The sequence below is a fragment of the Clostridium sp. chh4-2 genome (assembly GCF_002899675.1).
Lineage (GTDB): Bacteria > Bacillota > Clostridia > Lachnospirales > Lachnospiraceae > CHH4-2.
In genome coordinates this window covers 136,358-154,992 of record NZ_PKUU01000015.1, presented here as the reverse complement: position 1 = coordinate 154,992, position 18,635 = coordinate 136,358, and the positions used below count along the sequence as shown (strand labels likewise).

General features: G+C 47.3%; 15 protein-coding genes. 10 read left to right on the top strand and 5 right to left on the bottom strand.

Annotated features, from left to right (window positions below):
- Positions 1 to 232: 232 nt before the first annotated feature.
- The 5 genes from C0033_RS16485 to C0033_RS16465 all read left to right on the top strand — a co-directional run bounded on the left by C0033_RS16485 (position 233) and on the right by C0033_RS16465 (position 6,779).
- Positions 233 to 1,378: an ABC transporter substrate-binding protein gene (locus C0033_RS16485; protein WP_103228983.1), complete on the top strand. Its 1,146-nt coding sequence runs from the start codon at positions 233 to 235 to the stop codon at positions 1,376 to 1,378.
- 94 nt (positions 1,379 to 1,472) lie between these two features.
- A complete protein-coding gene (locus C0033_RS16480; RefSeq protein WP_103228982.1) occupies positions 1,473 to 2,759 on the top strand; it encodes an AGE family epimerase/isomerase in 1,287 nt (428 codons plus the stop codon).
- 114 nt (positions 2,760 to 2,873) lie between these two features.
- Positions 2,874 to 3,530 (top strand): XRE family transcriptional regulator, encoded by a 657-nt coding sequence (locus tag C0033_RS16475; RefSeq protein WP_146043778.1) that lies wholly within the window; start codon positions 2,874 to 2,876, stop codon positions 3,528 to 3,530.
- 37 nt (positions 3,531 to 3,567) lie between these two features.
- Entirely contained in the window at positions 3,568 to 4,818 is a 1,251-nt protein-coding gene (locus C0033_RS16470; RefSeq protein ID WP_103228980.1) for an ROK family transcriptional regulator, read from the top strand.
- A gap of 251 nt (positions 4,819 to 5,069) precedes the next feature.
- Positions 5,070 to 6,779 (top strand): DEAD/DEAH box helicase, encoded by a 1,710-nt coding sequence (locus tag C0033_RS16465; RefSeq protein WP_103228979.1) that lies wholly within the window; start codon positions 5,070 to 5,072, stop codon positions 6,777 to 6,779.
- A gap of 167 nt (positions 6,780 to 6,946) precedes the next feature.
- Here the strand turns inward: C0033_RS16465 and C0033_RS16460 are convergent, their stop codons facing one another.
- Positions 6,947 to 7,867: a YitT family protein gene (locus C0033_RS16460; RefSeq protein ID WP_103228978.1), complete on the bottom strand. Its 921-nt coding sequence runs from the start codon at positions 7,865 to 7,867 to the stop codon at positions 6,947 to 6,949.
- 87 nt (positions 7,868 to 7,954) lie between these two features.
- Entirely contained in the window at positions 7,955 to 8,869 is a 915-nt protein-coding gene (locus C0033_RS16455) for a LysR family transcriptional regulator (protein WP_103228977.1), read from the bottom strand.
- A gap of 126 nt (positions 8,870 to 8,995) precedes the next feature.
- Here C0033_RS16455 and C0033_RS16450 point away from each other — a divergent pair, with 126 nt between their 5' ends.
- The 5 genes from C0033_RS16450 to nagA all read left to right on the top strand — a co-directional run bounded on the left by C0033_RS16450 (position 8,996) and on the right by nagA (position 15,632).
- On the top strand, positions 8,996 to 10,429 hold the full coding sequence (locus tag C0033_RS16450; protein WP_103228976.1) for an AbgT family transporter: 1,434 nt from the start codon (positions 8,996 to 8,998) through the stop codon (positions 10,427 to 10,429).
- 24 nt (positions 10,430 to 10,453) lie between these two features.
- Entirely contained in the window at positions 10,454 to 11,620 is a 1,167-nt protein-coding gene (locus C0033_RS16445) for a M20 family metallopeptidase (RefSeq protein WP_103228975.1), read from the top strand.
- A 150-nt stretch (positions 11,621 to 11,770) separates the two neighbouring features.
- Positions 11,771 to 12,439, top strand: a complete 669-nt coding sequence (locus tag C0033_RS16440; RefSeq protein ID WP_103228974.1) for a Crp/Fnr family transcriptional regulator — start codon at positions 11,771 to 11,773, stop codon at positions 12,437 to 12,439.
- A 273-nt stretch (positions 12,440 to 12,712) separates the two neighbouring features.
- Positions 12,713 to 14,410 (top strand): FAD-dependent oxidoreductase, encoded by a 1,698-nt coding sequence (locus C0033_RS16435; RefSeq protein ID WP_103228993.1) that lies wholly within the window; start codon positions 12,713 to 12,715, stop codon positions 14,408 to 14,410.
- A gap of 82 nt (positions 14,411 to 14,492) precedes the next feature.
- Positions 14,493 to 15,632, top strand: coding sequence for an N-acetylglucosamine-6-phosphate deacetylase (gene nagA / locus C0033_RS16430; protein ID WP_103228973.1), 1,140 nt, complete (start codon positions 14,493 to 14,495; stop codon positions 15,630 to 15,632).
- Between the two features lie 112 nt (positions 15,633 to 15,744).
- Here nagA and C0033_RS16425 read toward each other — a convergent pair whose 3' ends face one another.
- From C0033_RS16425 to C0033_RS16415, 3 genes are read right to left on the bottom strand one after another with little or no spacing between them, the layout of a single operon-like run.
- Complete coding sequence (locus tag C0033_RS16425) at positions 15,745 to 16,455, bottom strand: ankyrin repeat domain-containing protein (protein ID WP_103228972.1); 711 nt, start codon at positions 16,453 to 16,455, stop codon at positions 15,745 to 15,747.
- Positions 16,456 to 16,512: 57 nt separating this feature from the next.
- Entirely contained in the window at positions 16,513 to 17,919 is a 1,407-nt protein-coding gene (locus C0033_RS16420; protein ID WP_103228971.1) for a HAMP domain-containing sensor histidine kinase, read from the bottom strand.
- Complete coding sequence (locus C0033_RS16415) at positions 17,916 to 18,626, bottom strand: response regulator transcription factor (RefSeq protein WP_103228970.1); 711 nt, start codon at positions 18,624 to 18,626, stop codon at positions 17,916 to 17,918. The genes C0033_RS16420 and C0033_RS16415 overlap by 4 nt, the downstream gene beginning before the upstream one ends.
- Positions 18,627 to 18,635: the final 9 nt, after the last annotated feature.

Here is an 18,635-nt window from a genome sequence, read left to right as displayed (position 1 = left end):
CCGCTCTGCCTTTTTCCGTTTCTGGCGGCCTTAGTACCTCTTAGGGTCGAAACTCGAATCCCCTATTCCTTATGATTTCCGCCGCCCGCCCAGGTTCCCCCTTCTTTCCGGCGTTTCTTCCGAAACTAAATAAAGATTTGTGGCAGCTGTTGACGGACTCTAAAAAATGATTTATTATATAGTTATGTAACAATATAACGAAACTATATAATAAAACAAAGGAGGAAGTATCATGAAAAAATCTTTTAAGGCATTTGCCGCCCTCGCCCTAACCGCCTCTATGCTGTCAGGATGCACAGCCCAGCCTAAGGCAGAGCCGCAGGGAACACCCGCACCGGAAACTGAAAAACAGACGGAAGCTGCAACTACAGCGGCCTCTACAACTGCCTCTGCCGCCACGGAAGCGGTCACAGAAGCCCAGAAGGAAAACTCATCTAAGACAGACTATGCTCCGGTTCATCTGAGAATCGCTTACATGCCGAATATGGGAAGCGCCTCTGCGATCATTGCGGCCCGTGACGGAGGATTCTTTGATAAAGTCGGAATTACCGTGGATTTGGTGCAGTTCCAGGGAGGCCCGGCGGAGATCGCGGCTATGGCTTCGGGAGATATTGATATATCTCAGATCGGACACGGAGCCCACGCATTATGCATTGAGGGGCAGGCCCAGATCTTTGGGCTGGATCTTTTTGGAAAATCGGATGAGGTTATGGCCAATAAGGAGAAGGGGATAGAAAAGATCGAGGATTTGAAGGGAAAGATTGTGGCTGTAACAGCCGGAACCTCTTCTGAGATTGTTCTTGATCTGGCGCTTCAGAAGGCCGGAATGACACGTGATGATATGGAACTGGTGGAAATGGATGCCAACGGAGCTGTTACGGCTATGGTAAGCGGTAAAGTGGACGCCTGCGCCACCTGGTCGCCCAGCACCAACATTATCCGCGATAAAATGGGCGACAATGTTGTGACTTTGGCTGGGAATGCAGATTTCTTTGATCAGGTTGCATTTCCGGGAAGCTTTATTGTGACGGAAGCATTTGCCAAAGACAATCACGACGCGATCGTGCGTTTTTATGCCGCCATTTTAAAGGCTATGGATTATAGAAAAGATAATATAGATGAAGTCTGCAGATGGCTTGCCAAAGAGATCGAAGCAGATCCGGAAACCATCATAGCTACAAAAGATAATTATGAATGGCTGACGGCAAAGGATGTGGAAGAGGGCCTGGCGGACGATTCTATTAAAAAATGTTATGAAAGCCAGCAGCAGGTATTCATCGATTCAGAGAGAATCAAAGAAAAGGTTCCTGTAGACCAATATGTGATGTTTGATGTGATGAACGAAGCCCTGGAGTTATATAAAATGCTTGGTAATTGATCGGTATCCTCTCAATTACGAGGTTTAAATAATACTAAGAGAAAGGGGTATCGTTGATGATATCCCTTTCCGCTTGAAGGGATGTATTTGCACGATGAGAGATGAACAAGGACTGCTTTTAGAACGGAAGAAATATTACAGAAATACATTGTTAAAGGAAATTCTTCCCTACTGGATGGATAAAACGGACCCCCAAAGCGGAGGCTTTTATACCTGCTACAATGTATTTGGGGACCGCCTGATGTCAAAAGAGAAATACGTCTGGTCCCAGGGCAGGTGCACATGGATTTATTCCAAACTGGCTCAGAATGAAACTCTGATGATGGATGAAACACTTAAAAATTCCTGCCGGGAACTGGCTCTTAACGGCGGTGATTTTCTTGAGAAATACTGCATTTTGCCGGGAGATACGGCTGCATTTGTATTGGATGAGGAGAATCAGGCAGAGGTGATGGAACCTTATGGGAGCAAATCGATCAGTTCCTTTGCCGACTGTTTTGTGGCTATGGGCCTGGCGGCGGCCAGCGTGCTGAATCATGACCGGAAACGGGTGGAGCGGGCCTACCGCATGCTGGGACATGCCGCAGAACAGCTTAAAAATAATACATTCCGCACCGCGCCGGATGTGCTGCCAAAGGGCTGGCGCAGCCAGGCGGCCTATATGATTATGATCAATACCTCTTATGAACTGGCGGATGCATTGTCAAAGTTTGAACTATTTCAGGAAGCGGAATTTGCCAGGGAAATCTGCCGGTATTCCATCGAAATGGAACTGAAGCATTTTCTGACCGAAGATATGGTGCTGCTGGAATGCCTGGGGGCGGATTACGAGCCGCTGGATACACTGTATGGACGCCATATCAATCCGGGCCATACGGAGGAATGCATGTGGTTCATCATCCAGGCGGCCAGATGGCTGGGGATGGAAGAGGCACAGAAAACAGCGCTGGAGGTAATTAAGAAGATCAGTAAAATGGGCTGGGATGAAGAATACGGCGGCATGTATTATTATCTGGACCGGGATGGAGGCGAACCCAAAGGCTCCTATCTTAAAGAGGAGAAGGATTTGGCATTCGGCGCATGGCGGGATTGGAGCAATAAGATGTGGTGGACCAATCTGGAGACGATCTATGCCAATCTGATGGGATATCTGTATTATGGGGATGAAATATGTCTGGAAGAATATAAACGGTACCATGATTATACATTCCGGACATTTCCCAATCCTGATAAGCAGGTGGGAGAATGGATTCAGATCAGAGACAGGAGGGGGCTGCCGGTGATGGGGCAGGTAGGCGGAAGACTTCCGGTGAAAGACCCGTATCACCTGATCAGAACATTGATTTTGCTGGTGGATTTGATCAGCGATGAAATTGGATAGAGATGATGGAAGGAGATACTGCGGGCAGCATGGCAATATCTCCTGATTTTTATGATTTGATCCGCAGGCCATAGATGATATAATGGAAGAAAATCATTGTTGAGGTGCCGGATTGTGTACAATCAAATAGAAATACAAAATGTGGATACACCGTATTCTTACAAGCAGAATATGTGGATGATTGACGGGAAACCGCTGACGGCCTATCTGGAAGCTATGGTAAAGGAGGGGGCTTGTGAGAAACTGGCTGTTCATAAAGGCACGCTGCCCGGGCTTTGTCCGGCCGGCAGCGGTCATATGCTGTTTTCCTATGAACGGGAATTCGTATGGGAGTTATTCAATCTGGATGAGAACATCTGCGTCCCTGTTTTAATCTGTGAGGACGATTTGGATTTCAGCTGCATTGTAATCGTGGTGAAGGTCAGGAAGACGGAAAAGTTGGTTTATTGGGACTATCTTGGATATCTGAACCATTGGGACGAAAAAACAGCTGAGAAATATGGGATTCTCTGTACGGAATCGTATACAAAAGAGGACTGGCAGGAATACGGAGGAACAATGGCCTGGGAAACGCCGGGAAGTTCTTTATGGAAACAGTGGATCAGTTCACATTGGGAAGAAGAACAGAAACGGAGGTATGCTAATTATGTAAAGCCATATCTGCGGTCAGAAAGCTGTGCGGAAAAGATCGGGGACTTAAATTTTTGTTTTGAGCGCACGGAATATGAAAAATGCGTGAAACAGGCCGAAGAATTATTTGGAAATTTATGATATAATGGCATTACAATTCATAAAAGAGGAATGATCGATGGCGAATACACAAAATAAAGCGGCACTTCCAAAGGATCTGAAACGAAAAAACAGAAAAGAGATTCTGAAAGTATTTCAGAATTCCCAAAAGGAGGACTGGTCTCTGGCGGAATTGTCGGAATTAACGGGGATCAGCCGGGCGACTGTGACGAAAGCGGTGATGTCATTTGTAGAAAAGGACATCCTTATATATAGAGGGAAGGGAAACTCCACGGAGATCGGCGGAAAAAGACCGGATGTCTATGCCTTTAATAAGGAATATCAGTTTCTGGCCTATATGAATATCGGGATCGGCTGGATGAGCATGGCGGTCATGGATCTGAAGCTGCAGGAGCTGAAAAGAGTGCGGGCCGACATCTCCGTAAATTCCAGCCTGGATGAGATGATAGGAGTCAGCAGGGAATGTTATGACCGGCTTATGAGAGAGGCTGAGATACCTCTTGAGAGGGTCTACGGACTGTGTATCAGCACCAGCGGACTGATTAACCAGGAGACGGGGAGTTTGCAGCACATCCTGTCCTATAAAAATTGGGGCAGTGAGATTCCCATGAGAGAAATTTTTGAGCGGGAATTTCCCGGCCTTGTAATCATGGTTGAAAATGTGGCCCGCGCGGCGGGACGTGCAGAGCTCCACTATCACCGTGAATTTGACAATAAAAGGGTGTTTACCCTGTTCACCCACCGGGGAATTTCCGGCTGTCTGATCGACCAGGGAAAGGTGCAGAACAGCAGGAACAGTTTGATCGGCGAGATCGGCCATATCATCGTCTGCCCGGAGGATGAGGATATCTGCCGCTGCGGCAGCAGAGGGTGTTTTGAAAACATGGTTTCTGAGGAGCGCATGGTTCAAAGACTGAAAATGTTTCCGGAAAGGTTTTCCGGGTCTGCGCTTGGAACGTGTGAAGAGATTCGTTTGAGAGATATATTGGAAGCGGCCGATGAAGGGGACGCATATGCGCGTGAGATTGTGGATGAGGCGGCGGGGTATTTTGCCATCGCATTCAGAAATATCATTCTTACCGTGGACCCGGAGATCATTGTGATCCAGGGGCGTTATTCCGCCGGAGGGGACTATTTTAGAAGGAAAATATCGGAATATCTTTATAACCCGGCTTATTTTCCCAACACCTCGGACTGGTCTTTCCTTTATGATGAAGAGGACATATGGAAACTGGCGGAAATCGGCCTTTCTGCGGCTATGGCGGAGGATTTATTTCAAAACCGGGAGCTTTACAAAGACTCAAAATAACGAAAATTTCTGCGGATATGGTCAGAACTTTTTCTTGACATGTGAAAAACAGTCTGTTAAAATAAGTACTCGTGTAGAAACGAGAGGATTCAAAGTCTGAAACGTGCTTTGAGTTCTCTTTTTCTTTGTGTGTATCCTGTATGAAATGTGGGGATACTCTTGTTGCGGCAGTTATAGACTGCATGATGTGTGTGCGGTTGTCGGATTTGGTCCTGAATTACAGGAGCCGGCGGCCATGAGAAAGGAATTATATGGAGACAGTAAGATTTGACGAGTTACAATTAGACGAGAGAATTCTGCGGGCAGTTACGGATATGGGGTTTGAAGCAGCATCCCCAATTCAGGCTCAGGCGATACCGGTTCAGTTAGAAGGCCTTGACATTATCGGTCAGGCACAGACAGGTACTGGTAAAACAGCGGCTTTTGGAATCCCTTTATTACAGAAAATCGATCCAAAAAGCAAGAAGCTTCAGGCAATTGCACTTTGCCCTACCAGAGAGCTGGCCATTCAGGTAGCTGAAGAAATCCGCAGATTAGCTAAATATATGCACGGTGTAAAGGTTCTACCTATCTACGGTGGACAGGATATTGTGAAACAGATTCGTTCATTGAAAGACGGAACGCAGATCATCATCGGAACTCCGGGACGTGTGATGGATCATATGCGCCGTAAGACAGTGAAATTCGATCACGTTCATACGGTTATTATGGATGAAGCGGACGAGATGCTGAACATGGGATTCTTAGAGGATATGGAAACCATTTTAAGCCAGCTTCCTGAGGAGCGCCAGACAATCATGTTTTCCGCTACCATGCCGGACGCTATCGCTAAGATTGCCAATAACTTCCAGAATAATCCGGTTACTGTAAAAGTGGTTAAGAAAGAACTGACAGTTCCGAAAGTGACCCAGTATTATTATGAAGTAAAACCGAAAAACAAGGTGGAAGTAATGTGCCGTCTTCTGGATATGTATGCGCCGAAACTTTCCGTTGTTTTCTGTAATACAAAGCGCCAGGTAGACGAACTGGTTCAGGCCCTTCAGGGCCGCGGTTATTTCGCAGAAGGCCTTCACGGCGATTTGAAGCAGATTCAGAGAGACCGGGTTATGAACAGCTTCCGTAACGGCAAGACGGAGATTCTGGTGGCTACCGACGTGGCGGCCCGCGGTATCGACGTGGATGACGTAGGCGCGGTATTTAACTACGACCTTCCTCAGGATGATGAATATTATGTTCACAGAATCGGACGTACCGGACGTGCAGGACGTGAAGGAATCGCGTTCAGCTTTGTAGTCGGTAGAGAAGTTTACAAACTCCGCGATATTCAGCGCTACTGCAAGACCAAGATCATTCCTCAGGCAATTCCGTCTCTGAACGATATTACAGAGATCAAAGTGGAAAAGATCATGGAGCAGGTGGCTGACGTCATCAATGAAAATGATCTGAGCAAGATGATCAACATCATAGAAAAGAAGCTTCTGGAAGAGGATTACACCTCTTTAGATCTGGCGGCAGCACTGTTAAAGATGACCATGGGCGAGGAAAATGAAGACATCATTGATGACAGAAGACCGGCCCGCTCTTTAGACGATTTAGGAAGCTCTTACTCTGATTCCGGACGCGGCGGACGTGGAAACGGATACGGAAATTCCAGATCAGGACGCGGCAACAGCGGAAACGGATACGGCAGAAGCCAGAGAAATTCCGGCGACGACGATATGGCCCGCCTTTTCATCAATATCGGAAAAGACCAGAATATCAAACCGGGAGATATCCTCGGAGCCATTGCAGGAGAATCCGGAATGCCGGGTAAGATGGTTGGAAGCATCGATATGTATGATAAATATACATTTGTGGAAGTTCCCCGCGAAAGCGCAGACGCCGTTTTGCAGGCTATGAAGGATGTTAAGATCAAAGGCAAAAACATTCATATGGAAAAAGCCAATTCTAAAGGCAGATAAGCAAACAGAATAAATAGGCCGGATAGATAAAACCTGTAAGACGGTATGGCAGAAGAATCGATGATTCTTACGCCATACCGTCTTACAGTTTTTTTGATATATAGAGTGTATAAATTTGTAAATGTTCAGTATCCTCACAATCACGAGCAAATCGCAGAAGCCATTTTCTAAGAGATTGTTTTAAACCCTTCCCCATAAACTTCCGATGTTTCCGTTACCAGAACAAAAGCCGCCGGGTCAACCCTATGTATGATCTGTTTCAGGGTGCTGAACTGGTTTTTTCTCACCGCGCATAAAAGCACATCCGTGCTGCATTTGCTGTAAGCGCCGTAGCCGGGAAGGACGGTAGCGCTCCGTTCCAGAGTGGTGATAATCTGGCGGCTGATTTCTTCAGGAGAAGAGGTGATGATGGTGACCATATTTCCCACGTCGGCTCCGTAGATGATCCGGTCGATTACCTGGGTCTGCACGAAAAGCGAGATGAGGCCAAAGAGGCCGGATTCAATGTTGCGGAACACGAAGATGGAAGCTGCCAAAAGGAATCCGTCGATGATGAGCAGGGCATGGCCGATGGAAAGGTGGGGCTTTTTCTTTTGCAGCAGGTATCCGATGATATCGCTTCCTCCTGTGGTGCAGCCGGCCAGAAAGATGAGCGCCATGCCGATGCCTACTAAAACGCCGCCGAACAGGCTGCTTAAAAGCCGGTCTCCCTGATAGATGGGAAATAAGGGGGCGATCACAAAATCCATGATCCCGGAAGAGACCGCGCAGGCCAGGGCGGTTTTTATGGTGAAGCTTTTGCTCAGGTAAAACCAGGCCAGCACCAGCAGCGGAATATTGATCAGAAATGTCAGGATTCCGATAGGAATGCCGGTCACAAAATTCACCATCAGAGCGATGCCGGAAGCCCCTCCCGGCGCGATCTGGGCATAGGAAATAAAGCATTGGGTTCCGATTCCGTACACGACAGAACCGGCCAGAATCAGGACAGTATTCTTTATCCGGTCCAGGAAAGCCTGGTTTTGGCAGTCTTTTGGCCTGAGTGATGGGAAAAATGTACGGCGTTTTTCAATACGGTTGTTTTGCATGATGTGCTCCTTTCCAAGATATCTTAGATCAAGTATAGAAAGAAACACTATATTTTGTCAAATTAAACTAATTTAATAATATATTAGCTAAATGCTAATCTTATCTCTCAACAGTGAAATGAAGCTGAGCACATAATTGGGCAGATATTTGTCTTTTCTGCACACAATGTAATAGTTTGTAGTTTCTTCCATATCCCCTACATAAAAATAGCGGACGGGTTTTGTGTAGGTGAAGTTGCGGATATAACTTTCAAAATTAAACGCAATTCCCAATCCCTCCGCCGCTAACTGAGCGGCAGTCTCCAAATTGGAGATGAGAAATGATTTTCGCGGAGTTATGTGGGAATAGGCAAGGGCCTTATCCGCATAGGTCCGGGAGGACTGGTCTGTGTGGGTCAGAATAAAGCGTTCATTTTGAAACAGAGCCAGGTCGATCCATGGCGTTTCTTTGTCCGGCAGGGAGACGCAGTTGGAAAGCAGCGGATGATCCGCCGCAGCCACCATAACGATCCGGTCCTGATAAAATGGGGAGTAGGTCAGGGCCGGATTGTCGTTAATCCGGTTGTTGATGATAAAATCCAGCTCCCCGCTGATGAGCAGAGAAAAAGCGACGGATGATACTTCCTCGCACGTATTGATCTGAACATTGGGATACATCGCGCAAAATTCGCTCAGCACTGCGGATAAAAGGTACAAGGTGCGGCGCGGCTGGATTCCAAAGGAAATGGTACCGGTTGTCCCGTTTTTTAAATCGCTGAGCTCCGCTTCATAACAGTTTCTCAGATTCATCATCTCTCTGGCAGTTTTTATATAAAGCGTACCGGCTTCCGTGGGAACGAACCGCTTGCCGAGCCGGTCAAACAGGCGGATACCGATGTTGTCCTCCAGATTGCTTAAAAAAATGCTCAAAGTCGGGGAGGAAATGTGCAGCTCTTCGGCAGCATTTTTAATGCTCCCATGTTTGGCTAAAGCCAGAATATAGGACTGTTCTCTTAAATCCATATGGTTCACCTCTTTAAATTAGTCTATAACTAATATTATATTAAAAACAATTGATTTGACATAATTATATATGTTTTCTATACTGAAAGCAAGCAGAAACGAAAGCGAAAGGAGAATGTATTTGTTATGAGTATGAGGGGAAATGAAACTGGTAAAAAGCGGTTTCGCATCGCGGATTTCAGGGTGCCGCACACGTATGTTATTATCTTTTCTATTATTATCCTGGCTGCAGTTTTAACTCACCTGGTGCCGTCAGGTGCCTACGACAGGTATGAAAATGCCAATGGAACCACGGTTGTGGACCCGGTGTCCTATCATTCGGTGGAGGCCCCGGCAGCGGGCATCATGGATGTGCTGAACGCAGCGCCTTCCGGCATGAAGGCTGCGGCCGGTCTGATCTTCTTCGTATTTATCGTGGGAGGAACATTTCAGATTATCAACGGCACAGGGGCGGTGGATCTGCTGATCGGCAAATTGATCCGGTCACTGAAAGGGAAGGAACATTGGATTATTCCCATCTTCCTGTTTACATTTTCTTTAGGCGGAGCGCTGATGGGAATGTCCAACGAGGTGCTGGCCTTTGTTCCAATCGGAATTATTGTGGCGAGGAAGGCAGGATACGACGCGGCGATCGGAACGTCTATGGTGACATTAGGAGCGGCGGCCGGATTCAGCGCCGGTACCATGAACCCGTTTAACGTGGGAATCGCTCAGGGAATTGCGGAACTTCCTATCTATTCAGGATTGGGATTCCGCGTTATTATCCACATCACATTTTTAGTGATCGCAAGCGTGTATATGATGCGCTATGCGGCCAAGGTTAAAGCAGATCCGTCTAAAAGCATTGTGTACAACCTGGAACAGGAGAGCCGGGGCGAAGAGATGAGCGATGAGGAGGAGGGGCAGAAAGTGACTGTCCGCCATTACCTTGTGCTGCTTTCATTTGCCGCAGGACTGGGCTGGATTGTATGGGGCGTTATCAACCACGGCTGGGGAACGGATGAAATGCAGCCGGTATTCATTGCAATCGGCATTGTCAGCGGCCTGGTAGGCGGTTTAAAACCCAGCCGGATCGCCAAAGAGTTCGTGGACGGAGCCAAGGCGCTGGCCTTTGGGGCATTGGTTATCGGTATTGCAAGAGGTATTTTGGTGGTACTGCAAAACGGCATGATCCTGGATACGATCGTATATGATTTTGGAAATCTACTTCAAAAGCTTCCGGCCGCATTTGCTCCAATCGGAATGTACATTGTACATATTATATTGAATGTCTTCATCCCGTCCGGTTCGGGACAGGCGGCGGCGACCATGCCTTTATTCATCCCGCTGGCGGATATTACGGGGGTTACCAGGCAGGTGGCGGTTTTAGCGTTCCAGCTGGGCGACGGCATCACCAATTCCATTAACCCTACGTCTTCCAATATGAACGCGTATCTGTCCATTTCCAAGATTAATTATGCGCAGTGGGTACGCTATGCCGGCCCGATCCTGTTCAGCTGGATGGCAGCAGGCGGCGTCTTTATCGTAATCGGATACTGCATCGGATACGGACCATTTTAAACGATTATCAGGGAGGAACTATTGATGAAGGATATTATATTTAATGAAATTGACCGCGCAAAGGATACATGGATTTCCATGGCGGATTCCATCTTCGATCATCCGGAAGCGGGATTTAAAGAAGTTTATGCCAGTGGTATGCTGATGAAATGCTTAGAAGAAAATGGTTTTGAAGTTGAGGCGGGAATCGCCGATATGGAAACGGCCTTCCGGGCGGTCTATCAGAACAAAGAGGGCGGGCCGTCCATCGGCCTGCTGTGCGAATATGATGCCTTAGAGGGAATCGGCCATGCCTGCGGCCATCACATGCAGGGGCCTGCAATTCTGGCGGCCGCGCTGGCTGTGAAAAACTGCTGCAAAGACGAGCCATACCGCCTGGTGGTATACGGCACACCGGCTGAGGAAACTGTGGGCGGAAAGATTCTGATGAAAGAAAAAGGATGTTTTCAGGATATTGACATAGCCCTGATGATGCACCCCAGTCCGACCACGACCACTGACGTAAAATGCATGGCTCTGGCAACTTATATCATACATTTTCATGGAAAAACCGCCCATGCGGCCATGAGCCCTGACCAGGGAAGAAGCGGTTTGGATGCCGTTCTTCTGGCCGCCCACGGGATTGAATGTCTGAGGGAACATGTAAAAGAGGATACCCGCATTCACTATACGATTCTGGACGCAGGCGGCCCCAGCAACGTGGTTCCGGCCGAGGCGGTGATGGAAGTGTGTATGAGAAGCTATAATACCGCCTATTTGGAAACCGTAGTCTCCAGAGTGGAGAAGATCATCCAGGGAGGGGCCCTCATGACTGAAACCGGCTATGAGATTGAGGAACGCCCATTTTTCCAGGCGAAGATTCCCGTTTTATCGTTAAATGAGATTTTAATGGATAACGCCCGCCTGGTGGATGCGCCAACAATACGGCCGGCCAGGGAAAAAACCGGTTCTACGGATTTCGGCAATGTGATGTATGATGTGCCGGGGTCCTGTATCCGCATGGCGTTTGTACCGGAAGGGACCTCTGCCCATTCTCAGGAGTATCTGGATGCAGGGAAGAGTGAAGAGGCGCATAATTGTTTGATTCTGGCAGGCAAGATTCTTGCGGCGACTTGCAGTGATTTGATTCTGAAACCGGAATTGATGGAACGGGTGAAGGAGGAATTTCGCAGGAAGAAGAATGGGGAATAAAATTTTCGATTGGTTAATGACGAAGAATAGAGGAGTCCGGGGCTGGCAGCCCTGGGCGCCTCTATTCTTCGTCTATTCCCCATGATTGATTTCCGGTTCAATTCGATGTACAATAGATTCATTACACATGTTTAAGGAGACAAATAATTGATGGATCTGAGTGAGTACCTTCCATTTTGGAAGAAATTAACGCCTGCTCAACAGGAATTGCTGAAAAATGCGGTGAGGGAACGGGAATTTTCCAAAGGTGCTGTAATACACAATGGTTCCTCCAGCTGTATTGGCCTTTTAGTAATGGTCTGCGGACAGCTCAGGGTCTATACGATGTCGGATGAAGGAAAGGAACTTACGCTTTACCGCCTTTTGGAACGGGATATCTGCCTGTTTTCGGCGGCCTGTCTGTTGAAAGGGATTCAGTTTGACGTGATGGTGGAGGCCGAACAGGATTCTGTGGTTTTGAGGATTCCGGTTGAACTCTACAAAAACCTGATGGATGAATCGGCCGCTGTTGCAAACTATACCAATGAATTGATGGCCACCAGATTTTCAGATGTGATGTGGCTGATGGATCAGGTGCTGAATAAGAAACTGGACAGCCGCCTGGCAGCATTTTTATTGGAAGAATGCGAGCTGTCAGGTTCGGAAGAGCTGCAAATCACCCATGAGCAGATTGCAAATCACTTGGGCAGCGTGAGAGAAGTAGTGACGCGCATGCTGAAGTATTTTCAAAATGAACAGCTGGTGAAGCTGAAACGGGGCGGAATCGAGCTGCTGGATAAAGAGCGGATCGCGCATATGGCGGCGGCCAGCCTGCGGTAGCGTAACCGTCCACTCTTTTTTCAGATACCGAAAGCCGGATGATTACGCAGCAATGCCGCAGAGAAATGTAACAAAGTTACGGTAAAGACAGACATTTTATAGTATCCTGTTAACATGAGTTGAAAAGGAGCAGTAAATATGTCTGTTTTTTCTATAATCAGGGATGAGTATGCAGCCGAAGGTCAAAAGTCCGGAAGGCTGGAAGCGCCCCGCAAGGACACAGGAACAAGGGCGGAAATGAACAAAATACATTTAGATAAGGAGAGATCAGGTATGAAAGTATTAATTATTGGCGGCGTAGCCGGTGGAGCAACAGCCGCAGCACGTCTTCGCCGTTTAGACGAGTCGGCAGAGATTATTATATTTGAAAGAGGAGGTTACGTATCCTATGCCAACTGCGGACTTCCATATTATATCGGCGGGGTTATTGAAGAGAAGAAGAAGCTGACCCTGCAGACGCCGGAGAGTTTTTGGAACCGCTTCCGGGTGGAGGTGCGTGTAAAGAACGAGGTTACGTCCATTGATCCGGCAGGAAAAACTGTGACGGTAAAACGTTTGGAAGACGGGAGCGAATATACGGAATCGTATGATAAGCTGATCCTTTCGCCGGGGGCAAAGGCGATGACGCCTCCATTTCCGGGCATTGACAATCCGAAGATATTTACACTGCGCACTGTGGAAGATACTTACCGGATCAAAGAATACATCGAAGAGACAAAACCCGGCAGGGCGGTTGTGGTCGGCGGCGGATTTATCGGCCTTGAGATGGCTGAAAACCTGATTCATACGGGGATCGACACCATTCTTTTACAGAGAGAAGACCAGATTATGCTGCCGTTTGATTATGACATGGCATGTGAGATGCACGCTTATTTGAGAAAGAAAGGCATGGATCTGAGGGTGAATGCGGAAGTTACCGGATTTTCAGAGAAAGAAGGAAATGTGGTAACTCATCTGAAAAATGGAGATGCCATCGGGGCGGATCTTGTCATTTTGGCAATCGGTGTGACGCCGGATACGCTGCTGGCTAAAAATGCGGGACTGGAACTGGGCGTCAGAGGTTCCATCCGGGTTAATGAGCATATGCAGACGTCCGATCCTGATATCTATGCGGCCGGCGACGCGGTGGAAGTGAAGAATTTTGTGACGGGAGAGCAGACATTGATTTCTCTTGCAGGTCCAGCCAACAAGCAGGGGCGCATTGCCGCTGATAATATCTGCGGACGGAACAGCACATTTAAAGGCTCGCTGGGATCTTCCGTTCTTAAAATGTTCGATATGACGGCTGCTTCTGCGGGAATCAATGAAAAGACAGCCAAAGAATCAGGAATTGAATACGATAAGGTTGTGACCTACTCTGTTTCCCACGCTTCCTATTATCCGGGAGCGACGAATATGACCATTAAAACTCTGTTTTCTCCAAAAGACGGCAGAATCTTAGGCGCTCAGATTGTGGGCTTTGAAGGTGTAGACAAACGGCTTGATGTGATGGCTGCCGCCATTCATGCGGGCATGACAGGCATTGATCTGACGGAACTGGATCTTTCTTATGCTCCTCCGTATTCTTCCGCCAAAGACCCAGTCAATATGGCCGGATATGTGATTGAAAATATCATGACAGGAAATGTAAAACAGTATCATTGGAGTGATGTGGAGCGCCTGATGAAAGACGATTCCGTTATTATGCTGGATGTGAGAAATGTTTCCGAATATGCCAAAGGCCATATCGAAGGAACGGTAAATATTCCTCTTGATGAACTGAGAGAGCGCATGAAAGAGCTGGATCAGGCAAAAGATATCTATATCAACTGTCACAGCGGTCTCAGAAGCTACATTGCATGCAGAATTTTAACTGCCAATGGATTTAACTGCTATAATTTATCCGGCGGTTTCCGCTTTTATGAATGCATATTCAACGACCGCAGCTACGATGAAAGGCCAACCCATCCATGCGGGATAGTTATGGATTGAAAAAAACGGGAAATCATCGTAGAATAGAGGGATGATGTACAGTTAAAATCAAGCCGTTTATTCGGCAGAATAGAGGGATAGTATGGTTATACAAAGTAAAAAAGTCTGGATTGCCGGGCAGTTTTTGGATGCGCAGCTGGAGATCAGGGATGGAAAAATCGAAGCGGTTTATCCATATGATTCTCATCCGGCCGACAAAGATTACGGAGAAGACCGGATTGTGCCCGGATTCATCGACGTTCATACGCACGGAGCCTATGGCTATGATACCAATGACGGAACAGAAGAGGGCCTCAGGGATTGGATGAAACGGATTCCATGTGAAGGCGTGACCTCCATTTTACCTACCACAGTGACCCAGATGCCGGATGTTCTTACCGCCGCGGTTGCCAATGTGGCAAAGGTGGTAAAGGAAGGGTATGAAGGCGCTGAGATCCTGGGAATCCATTTTGAAGGGCCTTATCTGGATATGAAGTACAAAGGAGCACAGCCTCCGGAAGCCATAGCGAAACCTTCGGTAGAACAATTTAAGATGTATCAGGAAGCGGCAGACGGCCTGATTAAATATATCACCCTCGCGCCGGAACAGGACGATGAGTTTCAGCTGACTAAGTACTGCCGCAGCCACGGAGTCGTTGTGAGCATGGGACACTCGGCGGCCAATTACAGACAGGCGCTGATGGGAATCGCTCATGGAGCCACTTCCATGACCCACGTTTATAATGGCATGACCCCATATCACCACAGAGACCCCGGACTGGTAGGAACTGCTTTCCGGGTTCGCGAAATCTATGGAGAAGTGATCTGCGACGGCTGTCACAGCAGCGTTGCGGCACTCAATAACTTTTTTACCGCCAAAGGCCGTGATTTCGGCATTATGGTCAGCGATTCACTGAGAGCAAAACACTGTCCTCCGGGAGGAAAATACCAGCTGGGCGGCCATGATATTGAGATCAGGGAAAACGGGCTGGCTTATCTGAAGGGAACGGAAACCATTGCCGGAAGCACACTTTTTATGAACCGCGGGCTGAAGATATTGGTTGAGGAAGCACAGGTTCCATTTGACACGGCTTTGAACTCCTGCACGATTAACCCGGCCAGATGTCTGGGCGTGGATGACAGGAAGGGCAAGATTGTGGCAGGATATGATGCGGATCTGGTGGTGCTGGACAGGGATTATGAGGTGGTTCAGACTTATTGCAGAGGGAAAGAGATGCTTTAAGGGAGAGTTAGGCCGGTTTATAAAGGACTAATAGACCTGGAATGAGATAGGGGAAAATAAAGAAGAGCTTGCTGAGATTTATTAAATAGCAGGCTCTTTTTTATTTACGATATTAGAATTCAATCTGCAAATTTCTGCTTCTGAAATACTCTTGTATAAATGCTCTCAGTTCCTTGTTTTTATCAAGGTCCTTCTCATCTCCCGGAACAAAATCATCAATATACATACTTCTGTTGCTGGGTCCCGGATAGGGCTCGGGATAATGTCCTCTATTCGCCCATGCCACATAATCTGCGCCGTTTTCAATCAGCAAATCAAGGATTCCTGCAAGCTGCTTTCGCACCGCCTCCTGAGACTGCGGATACACACTTGCACGATTAAATAATAACTCCGCTGCGCATATGGACCAATTGATCGCATCATATCCGTTTGATGCCCGTTTATTTACGTCAGCGCCTCTTTCCACAAGCTTTTTAACAAGGCCAAATGCAGTCTCTGATTCGTCGAATCTTTTGTAGCAAAGGGAAACAATCGTAGAATTGATGGCGTCAAATAAAACTGGCGCTCGTATACCAGGATCATCATCTTCGGCTTCCATAAAATTTATATCTGCGTCATGTTCGATGAAATAATCGGCAATTTCATAGTTCCCGCTTTTTAACGCAACCTGGAGCGGAGACTGCCCATGATCCTTCTTCGGCAATGCTCCGGAAACACAATTGACAAGCTCCGGCTTTTTTTCAATGATGCATTTTACTTCACCAAGATTTCCCTGACGAATGGCCTTAAACAATTTCTTCATGTTCTCTGTTCCCTTACGCATTGATTAAGTGCGCCTTATCCGCCATAAGCGATAAGCGGCAAGGTGAACATTGCAAAGTTATAAATTAGTAGAACGCGGAAGAGTGAATATGAATTCAGTTCCGACGCCTTCCGTGCTGATTACGTCGATATTTTCCCCATGAGCCTGAACGATTTCTTTTACGATTGATAAACCGAGGCCGGTTCCTTTTTTATCCTTGCCGCGTGAAAGATCGGATTTATAAAAACGTTCCCAAATCTTTTTAACGCTGTCTTTCGGTATGCCGATTCCCGTATCCTTGACTGAGATAAATGCCTTTTCATACTTGGTGGAAGTCTGAATGTAGATGACGGAATTGTGATGGCTGAATTTGATCGCATTGTCGATCAAGTTATACAATACCTGCTGTATTTTCCCCAAGTCTGCGTAAACCATCTGTATGCTGTCGGAAAATGTCAGGTCTATGACCAGATTCTTGGCATCACAGGTGCCTTCAAAGGATGCAGCCACATCTTTAATCACCCGGTTGATATCGAAATTCGTCCGCGACAGGTACCCTTTGCTGTCCAAGGAGTTCAGGGTCAGCAGTCCCTGTGTTAATTTCGTAAGGCGGGCTGTCTCGGAAATAACCAGATGAAGGTATTTATCATACATCTCAGGCGGAATCGTTCCGTCCAGAATCGCTTCCAGATACCCCTTAATGGAGGTCAGCGGGGAGCGGAAATCATGGGAAACATTGGCGATAAAGGTGCGCTGGTATTCTTCCGCCTTATTGAGCTCGTCCGACATATAGTCTAAAGTAGCGGCCAGGTACCCCATCTCGTCGTGGGTTTCCAGCTTGATCTTGTAGTTTAAGTTTCCAGCCGCATATTCATTGGCCGCTGCAGTAATCTTTTTCAGCGGATAGTATACGGTTTTACTGAACACAAGAAGAATGATTAAGGAAAGTGCAAATACAATTCCCGATGTGATGTATAAAATATTCAGAATCCCGTTCTGGGAATCTAAGATCTGGCTGATAGGCAGATGTATGATCACATATCCGTGAGTGGTGTAATTGCCGGTAATGGGGGCGCTTACGCTGAGCATTTCATAGGGAAATGAACCATAATAATTGCCGATACCATAGGATTTGTTGCCGGTCAGGGTGGGATCAAAGCCGTCGATCAGTGTTCCGTTACGGCTGGAATGGTTGCTGTCCACCGTGATAGTGCCCTTCCGGTCCACAACCCACACCTCTGATTTCAGAAAGGTGGAGACGGCCTGAAGCTGCGGATAGGCGCTCACCAGGTCGATATTCTGCCCTTTATACATGGCGCTGTATGACGAAGCGATCAAATTGGCCTCGTCATACAGCGCTTCTGCTTTTTCATCGATCAGATAGTTGTAGGTGATTCTGGATGAAAAGGTGGCAATGGTTATAAATCCCAAAAGGCCGAAAACAAGATAGCCTATAAGAAACTTGGAATAAAGGGAGTGGGTCATCGTTTCACCTCGAATTTGTAGCCGATGCCCCAAACCGTAGTCAGAGCCCAGCTGTCGTGGTCTTTAATCTTTTCCCTCAGACGTTTGATATGAACGTCCACGGTTCTGGTATCTCCAATATATTCATAGCCCCAGATATGGTCTAAAAGCTGTTCTCTGGTAAACACCTGATTGGGAGAGGAGGCCAGAAAATATAAAAGCTCCAGCTCTTTGGGCGGCATCTCAATGGAATGCCCCATGTAAATGACTGAGTAATTCGTTAGGTTTACGATCAGGTCCGGATATTCCACATAATCGCCCTTCTGCTCTGTCTGGGGAGCTGCGGGGGCAGGAACGGCCTGATATCTGCGGAGCACGGCCTTTACCCTGGCAACCAGTTCCTTGGAATCGAAGGGTTTCATCATGTAATCATCCGCGCCCAGTTCCAGTCCCAGGACTTTATCGAATATCTCTCCCTTTGCGGAGAGCATGATGATGGGAACCTGTGAGGAAGCCCTTAACTCCCGGCAGACCTGATATCCGTCAATACCCGGAAGCATAAGATCCAGCAGCACGATATTAGGCTTAAAATCGGAAAATACATGGAGCGCCTCTTCTCCGTCATATACGATCTTTGTTTCATAGCATTCCTTCATCAGATAGAGGGAAATCAGTTCTGCGATATTTGCATCGTCGTCAACAATTAATACCCGTTGTTTTTCTGCCATTATGATCCT

Excerpts from the sequence above, each read along its gene's own strand:
- C0033_RS16440 (WP_103228974.1), top strand. The coding sequence starts at position 11,771 with ATGGATCTGAGTGAGTACCTTCCATTTTGGAAGAAATTAACGCCTGCT.
- C0033_RS16485 (WP_103228983.1), top strand. The coding sequence starts at position 233 with ATGAAAAAATCTTTTAAGGCATTTGCCGCCCTCGCCCTAACCGCCTCT.
- C0033_RS16470 (WP_103228980.1), top strand. The coding sequence starts at position 3,568 with ATGGCGAATACACAAAATAAAGCGGCACTTCCAAAGGATCTGAAACGA.
- C0033_RS16435 (WP_103228993.1), top strand. The coding sequence starts at position 12,713 with ATGAAAGTATTAATTATTGGCGGCGTAGCCGGTGGAGCAACAGCCGCA.
- C0033_RS16455 (WP_103228977.1), bottom strand. The coding sequence starts at position 8,869 with ATGGATTTAAGAGAACAGTCCTATATTCTGGCTTTAGCCAAACATGGG.
- C0033_RS16450 (WP_103228976.1), top strand. The coding sequence starts at position 8,996 with ATGAGTATGAGGGGAAATGAAACTGGTAAAAAGCGGTTTCGCATCGCG.
- C0033_RS16425 (WP_103228972.1), bottom strand. The coding sequence starts at position 16,455 with ATGCGTAAGGGAACAGAGAACATGAAGAAATTGTTTAAGGCCATTCGT.
- C0033_RS16420 (WP_103228971.1), bottom strand. The coding sequence starts at position 17,919 with ATGACCCACTCCCTTTATTCCAAGTTTCTTATAGGCTATCTTGTTTTC.
- C0033_RS16415 (WP_103228970.1), bottom strand. The coding sequence starts at position 18,626 with ATGGCAGAAAAACAACGGGTATTAATTGTTGACGACGATGCAAATATC.
- C0033_RS16445 (WP_103228975.1), top strand. The coding sequence starts at position 10,454 with ATGAAGGATATTATATTTAATGAAATTGACCGCGCAAAGGATACATGG.
- C0033_RS16460 (WP_103228978.1), bottom strand. The coding sequence starts at position 7,867 with ATGCAAAACAACCGTATTGAAAAACGCCGTACATTTTTCCCATCACTC.
- C0033_RS16480 (WP_103228982.1), top strand. The coding sequence starts at position 1,473 with ATGAGAGATGAACAAGGACTGCTTTTAGAACGGAAGAAATATTACAGA.
- nagA (WP_103228973.1), top strand. The coding sequence starts at position 14,493 with ATGGTTATACAAAGTAAAAAAGTCTGGATTGCCGGGCAGTTTTTGGAT.
- C0033_RS16465 (WP_103228979.1), top strand. The coding sequence starts at position 5,070 with ATGGAGACAGTAAGATTTGACGAGTTACAATTAGACGAGAGAATTCTG.